11 protein-coding genes are annotated in these 18,245 nt (G+C 36.4%); 2 read left to right on the forward strand and 9 right to left on the reverse strand.

Annotated features, from left to right (window positions below):
• Nucleotides 1–33: 33 nt before the first annotated feature.
• Nucleotides 34–1,599, reverse strand: a complete 1,566-nt coding sequence (locus ACSVH5_RS03360; RefSeq protein WP_438060050.1) for a protein adenylyltransferase SelO — start codon at nt 1,597–1,599, stop codon at nt 34–36.
• 149 nt (nt 1,600–1,748) lie between these two features.
• Between ACSVH5_RS03360 and ACSVH5_RS03365 the strand changes: the two genes are divergently transcribed.
• Nucleotides 1,749–4,241, forward strand: a complete 2,493-nt coding sequence (locus tag ACSVH5_RS03365) for a mechanosensitive ion channel domain-containing protein (protein ID WP_438060051.1) — start codon at nt 1,749–1,751, stop codon at nt 4,239–4,241.
• A 368-nt stretch (nt 4,242–4,609) separates the two neighbouring features.
• On the opposite strand, the gene ACSVH5_RS03370 is transcribed toward ACSVH5_RS03365, so the two are convergent.
• From ACSVH5_RS03370 to ACSVH5_RS03395, 6 genes are all read right to left on the reverse strand, one after another.
• The gene (locus ACSVH5_RS03370) at nt 4,610–6,958 is read right to left on the reverse strand and encodes an arylsulfatase (protein WP_438060052.1); all 2,349 of its coding nucleotides are present in this window, start codon (nt 6,956–6,958) and stop codon (nt 4,610–4,612) included.
• Between the two features lie 100 nt (nt 6,959–7,058).
• Nucleotides 7,059–8,375 carry a DUF1254 domain-containing protein gene (locus ACSVH5_RS03375; RefSeq protein WP_438060053.1) on the reverse strand — a complete coding sequence of 439 codons (1,317 nt, stop codon included), beginning with the start codon at nt 8,373–8,375 and terminating at the stop codon, nt 7,059–7,061.
• Nucleotides 8,376–8,702: 327 nt separating this feature from the next.
• The gene (locus ACSVH5_RS03380) at nt 8,703–11,057 is read right to left on the reverse strand and encodes an arylsulfatase (RefSeq protein WP_438060054.1); all 2,355 of its coding nucleotides are present in this window, start codon (nt 11,055–11,057) and stop codon (nt 8,703–8,705) included.
• A 15-nt stretch (nt 11,058–11,072) separates the two neighbouring features.
• On the reverse strand, nt 11,073–12,557 hold the full coding sequence (locus tag ACSVH5_RS03385; protein WP_438060055.1) for a DUF1214 domain-containing protein: 1,485 nt from the start codon (nt 12,555–12,557) through the stop codon (nt 11,073–11,075).
• A 29-nt stretch (nt 12,558–12,586) separates the two neighbouring features.
• Nucleotides 12,587–14,071, reverse strand: coding sequence for a DUF1214 domain-containing protein (locus ACSVH5_RS03390; protein WP_438060056.1), 1,485 nt, complete (start codon nt 14,069–14,071; stop codon nt 12,587–12,589).
• Between the two features lie 133 nt (nt 14,072–14,204).
• Nucleotides 14,205–15,017 (reverse strand): hypothetical protein, encoded by an 813-nt coding sequence (locus ACSVH5_RS03395; protein ID WP_438060057.1) that lies wholly within the window; start codon nt 15,015–15,017, stop codon nt 14,205–14,207.
• Between the two features lie 479 nt (nt 15,018–15,496).
• Here ACSVH5_RS03395 and ACSVH5_RS03400 point away from each other — a divergent pair, with 479 nt between their 5' ends.
• Nucleotides 15,497–16,636, forward strand: coding sequence for a formylglycine-generating enzyme family protein (locus ACSVH5_RS03400; protein WP_438060058.1), 1,140 nt, complete (start codon nt 15,497–15,499; stop codon nt 16,634–16,636).
• Between the two features lie 30 nt (nt 16,637–16,666).
• On the opposite strand, the gene ACSVH5_RS03405 is transcribed toward ACSVH5_RS03400, so the two are convergent.
• A complete protein-coding gene (locus ACSVH5_RS03405) occupies nt 16,667–17,566 on the reverse strand; it encodes an N-acetylmuramoyl-L-alanine amidase (protein WP_438060059.1) in 900 nt (299 codons plus the stop codon).
• A gap of 215 nt (nt 17,567–17,781) precedes the next feature.
• Nucleotides 17,782–18,219 (reverse strand): hypothetical protein, encoded by a 438-nt coding sequence (locus ACSVH5_RS03410; protein ID WP_438060060.1) that lies wholly within the window; start codon nt 18,217–18,219, stop codon nt 17,782–17,784.
• Between the last annotated feature and the right edge of the window lie 26 nt (nt 18,220–18,245).

Consider the following 18,245-nt stretch of genomic DNA (forward strand, 5'->3'; position numbering starts at 1 on the left):
TTGTTCTAAAAAGTGTGCTAGTTCTAAAAGTTTTTAAGAACTACAACTTAACATCGAACAACCAATTTTGTCTTTTGCCCAATCGGGGCGTTTGGCGTACCATTTTTCATATTCTGGCTGTTCTTGATAAGGGTTTTGTAAAAGTTCGTATAATTCGTTTAGTAGGGTATAGTCTCCTTTTTCTGCGGCATCAATACACAATTGTGCCATATAGTTGCGAAGCACATATTTTGGATTCACTTGATTCATCGCGTTACTTCTTTCCGCATCAGATACGTTTTCTAATTGAAGGCGATCACTATATTTAGTGAACCAATTGTGCCATTTTAAAGCAATATTTTCATTACAATCATTAGCATTATAAAAGGCAAATTCAATTTTTTTGAACGCAGTTTCTGGCGTATCATTTTTAAGCACTACACTCAAGTTTCTAAAGAAAATAGTCATATCCGTTGCTATTTCTTGTAGCAAAACAATTAGTTCTTGAATAATGTTTCGGTCATCTTCATTATTTGTTTGAAATCCCAATTTTGATTGCATCATTTGAAGATAGTTGGAGTCATACGCTTTGGTGTAAGTGTCCAAAATTGCTTCCAGCGGTTGCGTTTCTTCGATTAATGGATACAAGGCATTGGCGAGTTGGTACAAATTCCATAAGCCAATCTGAGGTTGATTTTCAAATCGATATCTTCTGTGTTGCTTGTCGGTAGTATTGGGTGTCCAAGCAGGATTATAATCGTCCATCCAACCGTAAGGACCATAATCTATGGTTAGTCCATGGATGGACATATTGTCTGTATTCATCACGCCATGTACAAAACCTACTCTTTGCCAGTGAAGTATCATTTCGAGGGTGCTTTTGGAAACGGCTTCAAAAAATTGAATGTATTTTTCTTTACCAGTCTTTTTTATGGATTGAAAATAATGTCGAATAGTAAAATCAGCGAGACGTTTTAAATTTTCATGATCTTGTCTGGCTGCAAATAGTTCAAAATTTCCAAAACGAATAAAACTTGGGGCCACTCTACAAACGATTGCCCCTTTCTCGTAGGCTGGATTTCCATCATACATAACATCTCTAAGGACTTCATCTCCAGTTAATAGTAACGAGAGGGATCGGGTAGTAGGTATTCCTAAATGATGCATCGCCTCTGCACATAAGTATTCCCTAATAGAAGAACGTAAAACGGCAAGACCATCCGCGTTTCTAGAATAGGGGGTAGGCCCAGCGCCTTTTAACTGTAAGGTGAAATCTTTTCCGTCATGAGTAACCTCCATTAAATTAATGGCTCTTCCATCTCCCAATTGTCCTGCCCAATTCCCAAATTGATGCCCAGCATAACACATGGCAAAAGGTTGGGCGTTAGGATATGTTTTTTCGCCTGAAAATAGGCTCACAAATTCTTCCGTATCAAGATTTGAAGTAGCAATTCCTAGTAGATTCGCTACAATAGTATTGGCATGAATCAATTTTGGATTGGAAGGTTTTTTAGGAAAAACAATGCTATAACAGGAGTGGTACACTTGTCTTATCCCGTTTTCTTTTTCAGGATCTGCTGGAAGTTCATTTACAAATTTTGAAGCTAATTGTACCTGCATTTTTTTAAAGTTTTGATTTTGGAAATGAAAAAAAATAATAGTTGTTACAATAAAATAAGTAAATTTAACATCAATTACCCCATTTATGGAGTTACTTCATGAATAATTCAAAAATTTCTAGTAGCAAAACTATTTAAAGTATACCAATAATGATGAAATTAGTTCGTTTTTCTTTAGATCAAAAGCCTTTGCGCTTGCTGTTTCTTTTTTTCTTTTTGATTGTCACTATCTCTAGTACCGCTCAAAAAAACAAAATACAAGATTCATTGCTCAATCAAAAGCAAAAGATTGACGCAGATATTCAAAAATTAAGTATTGAAAATTTAAAAGAAAATGAGGCCAATTTTAAAGCGAATGTTCTTTTTAACAAACAAAGCGTGCTTTTGAACGCTATAGACAATGAGATCAATAACACCAATTATATTCTAAAAGAAGGGATCAATTATAAAGGGTATTCTAAAGAGCTAGAGTTAATTGTCAATTGGAAAGAAAACACCATAAAAGGGGTTACTAAAAATAGTAATCAAATGCAAACCAGTAGGGATCTAACAAGTACCAGTTTGTTATTCAATGAGTTATTAAAAAGAACCAACCTTCAGCTTGATAAGATTGCAAAAAAACACGAATCATTAAGTAACTTACAACGAAAAATAGATTCGCTAGCCTCACAAAAGATTTTGTATGAATTACCAAATGATGACAATGCCAAAAGGAATTATTTTGAGCGTATGAAGTTCTTGACAAAGGACTTAAATGCATGTAACTTGAACATAAAAAATGCCATAGATAGTATACAAACCTTACAAATAAAAGGAAATCTTTTCAAGCATAATTTGCAATTGGATATTGCTGATATAGAAAATAAAAGGAATATTCTTAACGAACAATTAGTATCTGGCAAATCGGATGTGCTAGCTTATTTAGCCAATGAAAAAGTTTCTGTAGAAAGTAATTTTTCTTATTCTACTAAAAAAGGGTTTTTGTTGCTGTTTTTTTATGTGTTTAATGAAAAAGAAAATATTTATGCGCTACTATTTTTTATCGTAATTATGACGATGTACTTGAGAATCATACGCAGTAAATATAAAAAAGCCAATTTATTTGAAAACATACAGTATCCTGGGCATGTACTCAATTATCCTTTTGCCTCTTCAGTTTTAATATTAACTTCAATTTTTCAATTTTTTCTACCTCTTCCCCCTTTTGTTTTTACGGCAATATTGTGGTTAATTATTGGGTTGGCATTAAGTTATATCATCTATAAATCCTTGCCAAGAAGGTCTTTCTACAATTGGATGTTTATATTTATAATGAATATCATAGCCTTTCAAAACAATTTGACCTTATTGTTTAGTAAAAATGAAATGACTACAAATTTGATTATGAGTTGTTTAGGAATAGTGTATGGTTCGTTTTTAATCTACAATAAGTATAAAGCAAAAGATGAAAAAATCGAGCCCTCCATTTACCCCGCTTTTATTGTGTTCATTCTATTAGAAGCCCTTTCGTTTTATTTTAATATTCAAGGTGCTTATAATTTTAGTAAATTATTAATGATCAATGGCTATTTTACCTTGTTCATTTTTTTCTTTCTTTATATTTCTTTCAGTCTATCAAAAGATATTTTCAACTTTTCCAAATATTTAAAAGAAGATCACGATGAGCAATTGAAGACAGTAGAGGAAACCACACGATTGACTCCAATGATGTATCTTTTGTTATTTGTTGGCTGGTATTATTTAATAAGTAGGAATACTTTTGCGTTCCAAAATTTTATCGAACCCTTTGCCGAAATTTTTTATAAAAAGAGAACAATATCTGATTTTAACTACTCCTTTGATGGAATTGCCATGTTTATTTTTATTCTGTATTTATCTGGTATGGCTGCTAGAATCATTTCTTTTTTAGCAAATGATACCAAAAGCAGTGACGATAATGAAAGAAAAACAGGGCTAGGAAGCTATTTGTTATTAATACGTATTGCAATATTAACTATTGGAACCTTAATTGCCTTTGTTTCAATAGGTATTCCAATGGATAAAATAACCTTGATGATCAGTGCTTTGAGTGTGGGTATTGGATTTGGTTTGCAAAGTTTGATCAATAACTTAGTGAGTGGATTGATCATTGCTTTCGAAAAACCAGTTAATCTGAATGATATTATCGAAGTAGGAAATAAGATGGGTACAATGAAATCTATTGGTATTCGAAGTAGTGTTATTACCACTTGGGATGGAGCAGATGTAATCATCCCCAATGGAGATTTGCTAAACCAACATCTTGTAAATTGGACGATGGGAAATAACCGTCGACGCTACGAAATCGACCTAGGTGTTGCTTATGGAACCGATTTGAACCTTGTAAAATCCATTTTAACAGAAGTGTTGCAAGAGCATCATCTAGTGCTAAAAAATCCTACACCAATGGTTTGGGTAACCAAATTTGGAGAAAGTTCCGTTGATTTTGCTATAAAATATTGGGTGCCTCATTTTAATTTTGGGAATGATGTGAAAAATGATATTATAATTGCAATTGATAATGCATTTAAAACCAATGGAATTGAAATTCCTTTTCCGCAACGAGATTTGCATATTATAAGTAAGGAATCTGAGAAAAATGAAGAGAAAGAAGACCAAGAATGATAGGGGTAGTTTCAAGGGAAATTCTTTTTTTTAAGTAGGATTTCTTGCTCTTCAATAAGAGCATCTAAACAATTTCTTGTTGCTTTTAACCCAGAATCCGCATTAGACTTCGTAGCGAAACTGAATTATTCAATAAAAGCAAGAGCTCACGGACTATTTTTGAAGAAAGAATACTTTTGTATTTTGAATTTAAAAATAGGAGTAAGTTCTTGGTTTTGAAGAAAAATTTAGTTGTAGTAGATTTCTAATGCGGAATCTGGGTTTAATCCAATGCTGATGGTTCGATTACCACCAATGCGTGACAATTTTTCATAAAAAAAATGAGGATCTCTAAAATCCTCATTTTTTAGTTTATAAGTAAACGTTGCTTATTTTACTTTAATGTTTACACGATTAATTTTACCCGTAAAGGCATTATTTTCTTCTGTATAATCAAGAGATACATTAGTGTCTCTATCCTTACCAACGCTTAATCCATCGTCAAATGAGAAAACACCATATACCATTTTTGTAGTTGTTACTTCAGCGACTTGTTTTCCGTCAACAGAGAGTGTCCCTTTTCCACCTGAACCATATTTTGTAGGGTCGTCGGGTACAAAATGAAATACAATGGTGTGTTTACCAGCAGCTATTTTTTCATTGGATGTTGCTTTAAAACGTTCTAAGCCAAAAAAGTTGTGTTCGTAAGCCGGTTTACCATCTTTCATGAAAATAGACCAGCCACCAAATCTTCCACCTTGAGCGATAATTACCCCGTTGGTAGTAGTATCTTTTAACTCAACATCGCTAGTAACCGTAAACTCACAGTTTTTAACACTGATGATGGCTAGTTCGAATATGCCTTCCATGCCTTCGTAAAAATTCATCTCTTTACGGCCTTTTAAAATATCAGGTCGTCCAGCAATAGCTGGGAAAATGCGTTCCGCTTTACGATCATCAATTGGAAATACTTTATGTTTTATGGCTTCACGATCAAAGATTTTCTTCATTTCAGCCAATTTTGTGGGGTTAGAAGCAGCTAAATTAACGGCCTGTGTAAAGTCGGTTCTCAAGTCATATAATTCCCAAACATCTTGATCTAAGGGCGGGAATTTCTGATTCATTAACCAAGGTACATTTCGTGCTGTACAAGCGAGCCAACCATTATCATATATTCCTCTGTTTCCAAAAACATCAAAATATTGTGTTAAGTGATTCTCAGGTGCTTTGGCGTTGTTGAAAGAAGCAACCATAGAAACGCCATCCATTGGTTTTTGAGCAAAACCATTCACTTGTTTGGGTTGCGGAATGCCCGCTAAATCCAAAACGGTTGGAGCTACATCAATTAAGTGATAAAATTGGGAACGAATTTCGCCTTTACTTTGGATTCCTTTAGGGTAACTTATCGCCATTCCTACACGTGAACCGCCTAGGTGACCTGCAATTTGTTTCACCCAAGGATAAGGTGCATTGCCTGCAAGCGCCCAACCCATTGCAAAATGAGGAAAGGTATTTGGGCCACCCCATTCATCATATAACTTCATCATGTCTTGCAAAGTCCCTGGGGAACTGTTTAATGCCGCAGTTTCATTAAAAGTACCTTTTGCCCCACCTTCAGAACTACAGCCATTATCACCCGCAATGTATACTATAACAGTATTGTCTAGCTGCCCTATTGATTCTATATAATCTATAATTCGCCCAATTTCATGATCGGTATGGGAAGCAAAACCTGCAAAAGTTTCCATTTGTCGAATAAAAAGTTTTTGCTCTTCGGCAGAGAAACTATCCCAAGCCGGAATTTCTTTAGGACGAGGGCTTAATTTGGAATTGGAAGGAATAATGCCTAACTTTTTTTGACGCTCAAAGGTTTGTTGGCGCAATTTATCCCAACCCATATTGAATTGTCCTTTGTACTGATCTACCCATTCTTTTGGGGCATGATGTGGAGCATGCGTAGCACCCGGAGCAAAATAGACAAAGAAAGGACGGTCTGGGGTTAAAGATTGCTGAGATCCAATCCATGAAATGGCATGATTGGCCAAATCTGTTGTTAAATGATACTTTTCATCTTTTTTTACCTCTACTAGTGTAGTGCCATCATAAAGCATTGGAGAGTATTGGTTCATATCACCACCCACAAATCCATAAAATTTTTCGAATCCTTGCCCAGTTGGCCAACGATCAAAAGGGCCAGAAGGGGTGATTTCCCAACCGGGTGTTTCATGACTCTTACCGTACATGGAAGTATTGTATCCGTTCATGCGAAGAATTTGTGCCAAAGAAGTCACATTATCAGGGCGAACAAACGTATTTCCTGGAAATCCAGTAGCATTATCGGCTATTTCGCCACTATTCACGGTATGCGCATTATTACCGGTTAATAAGGCAGCACGTGAGGCACTGCAAACAGCAGTAGTATGAAATCGATTGTATTTTAATCCATTTTTTGCTACCCGATCTAAAGTTGGCATTTTAGCAAAGCCCCCAAAAGTTTCGGAGACCCCAAAACCCATGTCGTCAATCATGATTACCACGACATTGGGTGCTCCTTTTGGAGCTGTTAAATCTACACGCTCCGGCATTTTTGCTTTTTTTACTTCTGGTTCTGTAATCGCGGGATGTTCCTGATGCGGAATAGGTAAAATACTGCGATCCAGCTCCTTGGTTTGAGCCTGTGCGACCATGCTCCCTAAACAGAGCGTTAACATGGCAAAGGTTTGCATTGTTTTTTTCATAATTGATAATTTTTACTAGTACTTGAATTGTTTGAAAAGATTGTAGGTTGGTTAAAATTTGTTGTCTTATTTTTTAAACAAAATTTTTGTAAGTGTTTAATTACTCCACTAATTCCAAGTCGGGCATTCTGAAAGTGTTGTCGTATAACGGTTCATCTGCGCCATAAAATCGTACGATAATAAAAGGTCTTTTACCTTCTGTTGGAATCCAGTTGGATTCTAGACGAGCCGGTGCATTTGGTCCAATAAAGATATCAACACTTCCATCTTTGTTCATTTTCATGCTTTTTTTATCATAACTACTTAATCCTGGACGATTTAGTTTATTATTTATAAAAGCCCAATTAGCACCATCATACACATTAATGGCCCAAAACTGTTTTGCTGGCATATCCTTAGGAACATGTAAACGATACGTTTTACCAGCCTCAAGTGGTGCTCCTTTTGAATCTATTGCACCCAGTAAATACAACACCGCCGGTTTCTTCTTTGGTGAAGGATAAATAATACCTTGGTGATACATAATAGCTCTCTTATCGATTTCCAGCATGTTATCCAATTCAAATCTAAACGTGCCTTTTTCGTCTTTCATGGCAAAATAATCACTCCAATGTCTGTCTGGCCAATAAGGGTTTTCTATATGTGTTTTTTGCACTAATTGTTGCATATAAAAATAGGCATCCGTAACCGCTCTTGTCATAATAGCCTTAACGTTATCTGAAGGGTTGAAAGGCTTACCTTTTTCAATGCCAATAGTCGCCAGCATTCCCATCATAACTTTATCACGTTCTCTTACCGGTTCTACAGTGATGATATCATGTAGTTCCCCGAAATAGCGGAAGTCATAATAGGGTAAGGAGGATACTTTTGTATCTACAGCATCGTAAAATTTGTTCGGTTTTGGATTTGCAGCTTCTGATAGCGGGTAAAGTTGAATCGTTTTAGAGTAATTGAACGCATCCGTTTCGGTCATTCCCGGAAGTTGAATGGATCTGAAGGCCGGAACCAAGCGGTAACTACTAGATTTAACTACAAAGTAACCTGAAGGAATTTGCCCTGTGTAATTGGGCGGAAGAAATAAATAAGCACCCCCCTTACCAGCATCGAGTCCGGCAGGGCCAATATCAGTAATGGTTTCGTGCCAAGCATCAATGATTTGCCCAAAGAGTAACCCTTTGTTGGATGACGCAGGCACTTTAAGCACCATAGGTCCATTTTGTAAGTCAAGGACTCCGGCAAAATAGAGCGTGCTATTATTGGGCGTTAGGAATTCCTTTTTGGCATCCAACTTAACAGACATGGCTACAAATTCATTACTAGAAATGCCAACGTCTTTCATTAATGCTCTTCGAACGCCATTAATGGCTGTAGCAGGAATAGACCAAATCACAGCTTCAAAGGCCCGCTGATAGATCACTTGTTCTTCTAAACTAGGTACCGAAGGCTTAGAACCTTCAGCAGGTTGGCCAGCTTTCGGTGCTGTTTGTGCATTACCCCACTGAAAAGACAGTAGAGTAATAAGAGTGATAACAACCAGTTTGCTACACTTGAAAGTTTGAATTTTGATGTTCATATTGTTTGTTATTATTTTTAATGTAGTACAATTTCTTTCATGGTTTCTAATACACCTCCTACTAAAAAAGAAAAAATCGATATATCGAGTATATTAAAATTTAAAAGCAATAATTTTTAGTTGTATCAAACGGCAATTAGCATCCATTCTTTTTATAAAAAACTATTGGTGTTACTTAACACCAATAGTTACTTTTGTAATCTTACCACTGAATTTATTATCATTTTCTTTGTAATCTAAAGAAACGGGTGTGGCTTCATCCAAACCGATATCCAAACCTTCATCTGATGAAAACATTCCATACACCATTTTTTTGGTGCGGCCTTCTGCAACTTGTTTCCCGTCAACAGTAATTATTGCTTTACCCGGGCTTCCTGGTTTTTGTGGTTCATCGGGGGTAAAGTGAAGTACAATTTGATGTTTGCCTGCATTAATTTTTTCAGTTGCAGCAGTTTGATATCTGTCTAAACCAAAGAAATTATGTTCATATACTGGTTTTCCATCTTTCATAAAAACAGCCCATCCTGCAAATCTACCACCTTGTGCTACTATGACGCCATTTTCATTGTCGCTTTTTAGTTCTACATCGGCTGTAACGGTAAATTCTACATTTTTCACACTGATAATCCCTTGTTCTGGCAAGCCTTTCATGCCAGGAAAAAAGGTCATTTCTTTTCTTCCATTTAAAATATCTGGTCTTCCAGCAACCGATGGTACCGTTCGGGGTGCTTTTCTATCATCGATAGGGTAAACCTTATATTTAATGGCTTCTGTGTTGAAAACAGCTTTCATCTCGGCTAATTTTTGTGGGTTTGAAGCTGCTAGATCCTCGGACTGAGCAAAATCTTCATTTAAATTATACAACTCCCATTTGTCTTCGGTTAATGGTTTGTACTTGGCATCAAATATCCAAGGTACATTATGAACTGTACTGGCCATCCAGCCTTTGTGATAGATTCCTCTATTCCCAAAAATATTAAAATACTGAGTGGTTCTGTTGTCCTGAGCCTTCGGGCTTGTAAATGTAGGTTTCATTGAAACTCCGTCCATAGCTTTTTGTTGAAAGCCATTAACCATTTTAGGTTGGGGTATATTTACAAGATCTAAAATGGTAGGTGCCACATCAATCACATGATAAAATTGATTGCGTATCTCTCCTTTAGAAGCAATTGCCTTTGGATATCGGATAGCCATCCCTACACGAGTGCCTCCCAAATGTCCAGCTACTTGTTTTACCCAAGGATAAGGCGTATTTCCAGCCCAAGCCCAACCCATAGCATAGTGATTATTGGTTAAAGGACCTCCCCATTCATCATAGAGTGACATCATTTGTTTTATATCGCCCGGAACACCGTTCAGCATGGCGGTTTCATTATAAGTTCCTGTAGTGCCACCTTCAGAGCTTGCCCCATTATCTCCAGCTATATACACAATAATGGTATTGTCTAATTGTCCAATGGATTCTAGATAATCAACAATTCTCCCGATTTCGTAATCGGTATGTTCGGCAAATCCAGCGAATACTTCCATTTGACGCGAAAATAATTTATGTTCTTCTGCACTAAAACTATCCCATGACGGAATTTCTTTTGGACGTGGACTTATTGTAGCATTTGAAGGTATGATACCTAATTTTTTTTGACGCGCGAATGTTTCCTCACGTAATACATCCCAACCTTTATCAAATTGGCCTTTATATTTGTCTGCCCATTCTTTTGGTGCATGATGAGGTGCGTGTGTAGCGCCAGGAGCAAAATAGATAAAAAAAGGTTTTTCGGGCATTAAGGTTTTTTGGGCGCTTACCCATTCAATAGCCTTATCAGCTAAATCAGTAGTAAGGTGATAATTAGCGTCTTTGTTTAACTCTACTCTTGTGGTGCCATCATACAAAGCAGGAGACCAGTTGTTAGATTCTCCTCCCACAAAACCATAAAATTTTTCAAAACCTTGCCCGGTAGGCCAACGATCAAAAGGGCCTAGTGGAGTGGTTTCCCAATTGGGTACTTCGTGGCATTTTCCATATTGTGCAGTACTGTATCCGTTCATTCGCAGAATTTGAGCCAAAGGGGTAATGTTATCAGGCTTTACAAAAGTGTTCCCTTCAAAACCGGTTGAAATATCAGCTATTTCACCACTGTTTGCTGTATGCGTATTATTTCCAGTTAATAAAGCGGCTCGTGATGCACTGCAAATGGCTGCGGTGTGAAATCGATTGTATCGTAATCCTTGGTTGGCAATACGGTCGAGAGTGGGCATGTTTACAGGTCCTCCGAAAGCAGCGGGTTGACCAAATCCCATGTCGTCTATTAAAACTAATAAAACATTAGGTGCGCCTTTGGGAGCTGTTAATCTCTGCCTTTCAGGTAATTTAGCTTTTTGAATATCCGGCTCCGTTACTATTGGAGGGACGGTTTGCTTGATTGGCAAAACAGTTCTGTCTATGTCTTTGGTTTGAGCTTGAGCTCCAAAGCTTAAAGCCATTAAGAACGCAAAACAGAAACCCTTAACTACTTGTCTTGTCTTCATAATTGTTGTTTTGTTTTAATACATTTTATCTAATTCACCACCTACCTCAATTGGAGTTCCCAAAGCTCTTAATTTATATAGCTTGGCTCTTTGCTCACGTTGTGCTTTTCTTTCTTCAGGGGTTACCCATTTAGTAGAAGCCGGTAATTCTTTTTTAAGGTCGCTAAACTTCACCACTTTTACCATTTGTACTGTAGTTTTTAAAGTGGCAGAAACTGGTTTTGTTAATGATTGCCAACGAAAAGTAAAATAGCCATACGGAATTCCTTGTACATCTACCCAATTGTACAATCCAGGGTCTTTTCTTGCAAGCACAAAAGTGTAGGAGCCGTCTGAATTGGGTTTCGCTTGGAAATTATTTAGACTACTAGAGCTATAAACATGTTCTGGAGACACCAAAAAAGGACGATAGGTATTTAAACTTAAATATTCCGTTCCAAGCATATTCAATGTCATCACCAAAGCTTCATCTTCTTTTAAATTAAACAAACCCGAACCAATGAAACCAACTGCTTTATCAGGTCCTACTAACTCATCTGTCGACATTTTCGGTTTGGCGCCTACACTCTCTTTCCATCGAATACGAATAGGAGAAATTTTATTTTCAGCTAATTGACCAAATGTGGTTGTAATCATATGGGTTGCTTTTACGCCAGATTCAATTAATACGGCTGCTTCTTTTGCAAGTTCTTCCATAGATTTTTTAGCTGGGGCTTCTCCTTTAATACGTTTCACTGATAAATGAACCGGAGGCACCGAACCATCCCCTCTGATTTCCCTCATATATATTTGAGTGGCACCCGGTTTCGATTGTATATAATTGCTACGACCATTTGCTGGTTCCGGGCCTAGAGTTAAGGTGATGCTACCATCTGCATTGTATTTGGTGTTTTTATCTACAACAAAAGTTGCCATTGGAACGTCTGTGTCACCTCCAATACCTCTTTCATACATCAACCAATCCCATAACATAAATGTGATTTGAGAAGCTTTTTTATCTCCGTGTTTTATAGTGATTTCATACGTTGATTTATCATCCACGCGCAGTGTAATATATCGGGTATCTACATTGTCGGCATACCATCTAGTACCCGGAAAAGTATACCCATTCCAAGTACGTGGTGCGGCATATAACCATACAAAAGCTGGGTCAGGGGCAACACCCATGGCGACATAAGTACAAGCTAGAGCCACTTCCTCATCTATAGCTGATTGTGCAAAACGTATACCTTCCGGTTTTTTAGACATTTCTCCCTCTTGATAGCTTTTTAATCCTTTTGCTTTAGCTTCTAAAACAATGGGATGTTTCATCAACTCTATGGCTGCTTTTTCAATGTTTTGAGCCCTTAAACTATTGATATCGCTAGCGTTTGGGTCGCTACTTTGCTGAGCTAAAGTTAAACTGTCTTTTGCAGTACCATTTTCGACACCGGTACTTTCTTTTTGTTTACAGCCGACCATAGCTACTATTGCCAAGGCTGTGAGAGTTATTTTTTTCATTTCGATGGATTTGTTCGTACACTTATTGATTAATACATTGTATCTAATTCACCACCTACCTCGCAAGGCGTGCCTAGGCATCTCGTTTGAAATAGTTTTGCACGTAATTCTCTTTGTTGTTTTCTTTCTTCAGGGGTTACCCATTTTGTGGAACTAGGCAATACTTTGCGTAAATCTGAGAGTTTTACAACTTTTACATCTTTGGCCGCATTGGCTATTGTACCTGAAACAGGATGGGAGAGTGATTGCCAGCGAATTGAAAACTCTCCATAAGGGATGCCTTGTACATCAATCCAATTATAAACACCGGGATCCTTTCTTGACAAAACAAAAGTAATTGTACCGTCAGCATTGGCTTTTGCCTGATAATTATTCAAACTGCTTGAGCTATAAACGTGTTCAGGTGAAACCAAAAATGGTCTGTAAGAGTTTACACTTAAATATTTTGCTCCCATCATATTTAAAGTCATAATAAATACTTCATCTTCTTTTAAATTGAATAAGCCATTGGATACAAATCCTAATGCTTTATCGGGACCTAGTAATTCATCCGTTACAAGTTTTTGATTTGCAGAACCTGTTTCTTCAACATATCTTACATGTAATGGAGATATAACATTTTCGGCAAGATGTCCGAAAACTGTTGTAATTTTAAGTGTACCAACGATACCAGCAGATAAATAAACAGCTGCTTCCTTTGCAAGTTCATTTATTGATTTGTATTTTTGTGGTTCACCTGATGTTCTTTTTACAGATAGGTTTCCTACAGGAATAGATTGGTCTCCTCTGATTTCTCTATAGAACACTTGTTTTACCCCAGGTTTTAATTGCATGTAATTTGATCTTCCATTAGAAGGTTCTGGGCCAAGTGTTAAAGTGATGGTTCCATCAGCATTTCGAACAGTTTTTTCGTTCACGACAAAAGTTCCAAGAGGTACATCAGATCTTTCTTTGGTTCCTGTTTCATACATTAACCAATCGTACATCATAAATGAAACTTGAGAAGGCAACTTATCAAGTTTTAGCTTAATTTCATAGGTGGAATTTTCATTAACTCGGATCGCTCTATAATGTGTATCCACATTGTCTGCATACCATCTTGATCCGGGTACTGTATATCCATTCCATTTGCGGGGAGCTGCATAAACCCATACAAAAACTGGATCAGGAACATTCCCCATAGCTGTATAAAGAGCAGCAAGTGTAGCGGCATCATTTACTGCAGATTTTACATATTTTATACCCTCAGGCTTGGCAGCTATTTCACTTTTTGTATAACTGTTAACTCCTTTTTCAATTTCTTTAAGGAGAATCGGATTTTTCAGAATTTCAAGCGCCAGTTTTTCAACTTCTTGCGCTTTCAAACTATTGATATCACTACCGTTTGGGTCGCTACTTTGCTGAGCTAGAGTTAAACTATCACTTGCAGTACCATTTTCAGCACTGGTATTTTCTTTTTGTTTACAACCGACCATAGCTACTATTGCCAAGGCTGTAAGAATGTTTTTTATCATGATTATTGTATTTTTTAATGAGTAATTCCTCTTAATTGACGCTATTATTGGCATTGTGAATATTCTTTTTATTTTAATAACCTGATTTAAAAGTCATCAATAAAAAATCATAAGCTTCAGTATATATTTGAAATTATACTTTTGAAAAAATCAAGACAAATCCCGCTCTAATGCCCCATTCGCCTAAGGTTTCTGAAGAAAGAGGAATTCGTGGGCCTAAGGAAAAGGATACCGGTTGTTTTCCGAATTTAGAAACCATAGATGCAGATAGATTTAAATAGGACTGAGTGTTCCCAGAATTTTTCCAATCTCCTGCTATTTCAACGTTGGCCCCGAGGCCTGCACCCGATTTAAACGAATGTCCGATTCCAGGATTGATGAAAAAAGGACTTACATCGGCTCTGTCTTTATCACCTGCAAAGGACCAAACTTGTCGTACTAATAAAATATACGACCAGCCAGACTTGGTTTGTTTTATAAATACCGCTGAAGGACCTATTTCCCATTTTTCAGCGCCAAAATAAGGTTCAGAAGCTGTAGGTATCGATAAAGCTGGACCCACACCCCATATAAATTTACCGGCTTTAGTTGGAGTAAAAAAAGCTGTGAAATTAACATCACTAATACCAAACTGCGTAGAACCTGGGCTCAACACATTTCTATTTTCAATAAAGGGTACTATGGTTCGAGTAACCATGGTTATTTTTCCTAAAGTAAAAGGAATTACGGGTTGAAAATTGGTTACCAATTGCGAGCCATTGTAAGGACCAACTCCTAACATGGTATTGAATTGAAAAGGGACACTAATCATGGCCGCCACCGGATTGGCTAATTTTAATGCCAGTTCTTGTGAGGCAGGTGGCTTTGGTGTTTCGGTTTCTTGAGCAAACGTTGACTGGCAAAAAACAATACTAATTGTCGCAATACAAAATAATAGTTTTTTCATCTTTTTATCTGTTTTGAATTAAGTATCTCAAATTTAACGAAATATTTGATTTTTAAGCAGATAAGGATATATTATTTTTTTAACTAAAAAACCGCAATATATTTTATTGATTTTGTTATATTATAATTAAATATTGAACAATATTTTTTTTTCTTACGTTTAATGTTTTTTATACTGTAAATCTTCGTTAATTTTGAAGGCAGTTATTTTGGTTTGTACTCATCAAAGGAAGTTTAGAAGTAAAGATAAAGATTACTAAATATATTAGGTAAAGCCAAATAAATTTGGGAAAGTATGGCTGTTTTGAAAGTATAATACGGTTTAGTAGTGCTAGAATGCTATGGTTGTATGAGGGGGAATTTTATCTGGTTCACAAGATTGAAACTTCAAGGTTTAGTAGTAACTTCAATTTATTAGAATCGTGTTTGTTTTATTTTAAAAATAAAGTCTAAAGTATTGTCCCATCTTAATTTTATTAAATGAAAAATAAATTTTTGCTACTTATTTTGGTCTTGTTGCCTGTAGTTTTTGCACAATTGCTAGTTTCTTTTCGAGTTGTAAATAAAAAAGAAGAAATTACTATGGTTTCATTCGCTACTAAGAACATTGCAAATAGTAAATATGCTTGTAGCACTGCTACATCAAAAGTAGCGTCTTTTGCAAAAAATCCTAAGCAAATGCAGTGGATTCCAGGGGGTACATTTTCTATGGGGACCGACTCAAAACTAGAAACTTTATGCCAAATAGGAGGTTTAACTTCGGATTGTAAACCACATAAGGTGACTGTGGATGGTTTTTGGATGGATGAACATGAGGTTACTAATGCTGAATTTGAAGCGTTTGTTAAAGCCACTGGGTACAAAACAATTGCTGAAATCACTCCAACTTTAGACGAATTTCCCGGTGCGAATCCAGAAATGTTGGTAGCTGGATCTGTGGTATTCTCTCCGCCTGCAACTGTTGCCTCTCTAGAGAACTATTTGAATTGGTGGTCGTATGAAAAAGGAGCCAATTGGAAGCATCCTTTTGGTTCTAATAGCTCTATAAAAGGAAAAGAAAACTACCCTGTAGTACATGTTGCATGGGAAGATGCAATGGCTTATGCTAAATGGGCTGGGAAAGATTTACCTACAGAAGCAGAGTGGGAATTTGCCGCTAGAGGTGGTTTAATCAACAAGAAATTTGCATGGGGAAATAGTTTTGTTGTCAATGGAAAATCGATGGCCAATACTTTTCAAGGCGTTTTTCCTTCAAATGATACGGGGAGTGATGGTTTTAAAGGAATTGCTCCTGTAAAACAGTACCCCAAAAACGGGTATGGCTTGTATGATATGTCAGGCAATGTATGGGAATGGTGTTCGGATTGGTACGACGCTTCCTATTTTGATACAATTCCAGAGGGTGCGATTCAAAGAAATCCAAAAGGATCAGCTAAGAGTTATGATCCGCAGGAGCCTGGGGTTCTCAAAAAAGTACATAGGGGAGGCTCTTTCTTGTGTAGTGATCAATATTGTTCCCGTTATGTTATGGGTACTAGGGGTAAAGGAGATTGGAGAACAGGTACCAATCATTTAGGTTTTAGGTGCGTAAAAAGAATCAAAAAAAGTTCTAATCAGTAAGGTGTTATAACTTTTTTGGATTACAACTACTTATTGTTTTTTGTAAATAGAATAGATGACATTCACGGTCTTTTGATCTAGAATGCTATCAATTTCGGTCTTGATATAATGTAATTTAAAAGCTTTTATAGCAGCATTTAAATTTTTTGTATCATATCCTATTATCCTCAAAGCCATTTCAACATTAAAATCAGTTGGAGCTGTTTCTAAAAGTGCGTCTGGCCATACTCCAAACCCTTTCTCAGCTAACAATTGCCAAGGAAATAAGGCGCTAGGATCTATTTTTCTAGTTGGCGCTATATCAGAGTGACCAATGAAATTTTGAGCAGGAATGTTGTAGTCTTTTTTTAGTTTAGTTAAAAGAGCCAACAAACTATTTATTTGTGCTTCTGAAAAAGGCTCAGAACCATTATTGTCAAGTTCAATACCGATTGAGGCAGAATTGATGTCGCTGGTTTTTCCCCAAATTCCATTACCTGCATGCCAACCTCTCAAATAGTCATTCAGCATTTGTACCACTTTTCCATCTTCTGCAATGACATAATGAGCACTCACTTTGGTGCTGGCTAACGTAAACGTTTTTAAAGTTTGCTTTAAGGAATCCTGAGCAGTATGATGAATAATTACAAAATTGGGTTTTCTTAAATTAAAGTTTACAGTCCCTACAAATTCAGTGGTAATATTTTCAAGAGCGGTGGGATTAAATTTTGAAATGGAATCTTTAAGAGTATTGATTTGCTTCGTATAAAGAGTGTCCAATGAACTATTTGCTTCTACTTTTTTTAAAGCAATAGCTTCTTTTTCGGCTAGTTTTTTTTGTAGTTCAGCCAATTGTTTTTCATAAATCTTATTGGTCTCCTTATATGGATTACTTCCACAAGAGCTTATTATAATCGCTGTAATGGCTCCAAAAATGATTTTTTTTAACATCGGTTTAGTTAATAGGTGGTTTATTGGACTCAAATTTCAGTAAAAACGCTTTATTATTGTGAGTTTTTCTTTCAATTTATAAAATGCTAACCCAAATTCGCAAATTAAAGCATAATTTATAGTTTGTAATTTGCGAATTTGCGGTTTTTTTATGTTTTCAAACGTGCAGACATAAAACTGACTGCCAAAACTACGAAAAGTAAGTCCGAAATGGTTTATTTCTTTTTCTTCTTTTTGAATCCTCCCGCAATGATTTTTTTGTAAAGTTCTTGTTGGTCGGGATTCAATAACTCGAGTATTTTACGGTCTGTATTTTCAGAGATTACTTTAATATCTTCGCTTTTACTTTCGTTCGAGCTTTCTTTTTTTAGAATTACCCCTTGTGCATTGAGGCTTTGGACTAAAATATTTTTAATGGCAATTTCTTGCAATGCATCCAAATTCATTTCTTCTTTAAGACTTTCCATAACTCTGCTAGCGGTTTCTTCATTTGAAGGGGGTTTTGGTGCGCTTTGTTGACTTGGTCCAGCATTCATTTGGTTCATTTGGCTCATTCTTCCATTATTTCCAAAACCATTATTAAATTGTGCCCAAGTGGTTTGAGTGAAAAAAAAGGTGCATCCAAGGAAAAATAAAAATTGAATTTTTTGCATTGTATCGTATTTATAAAATCAAATAT

It is taken from the genome of Flavobacterium sp. RSSA_27, from assembly GCF_051547125.1.
In the GTDB taxonomy this organism is placed as follows: domain Bacteria; phylum Bacteroidota; class Bacteroidia; order Flavobacteriales; family Flavobacteriaceae; genus Flavobacterium.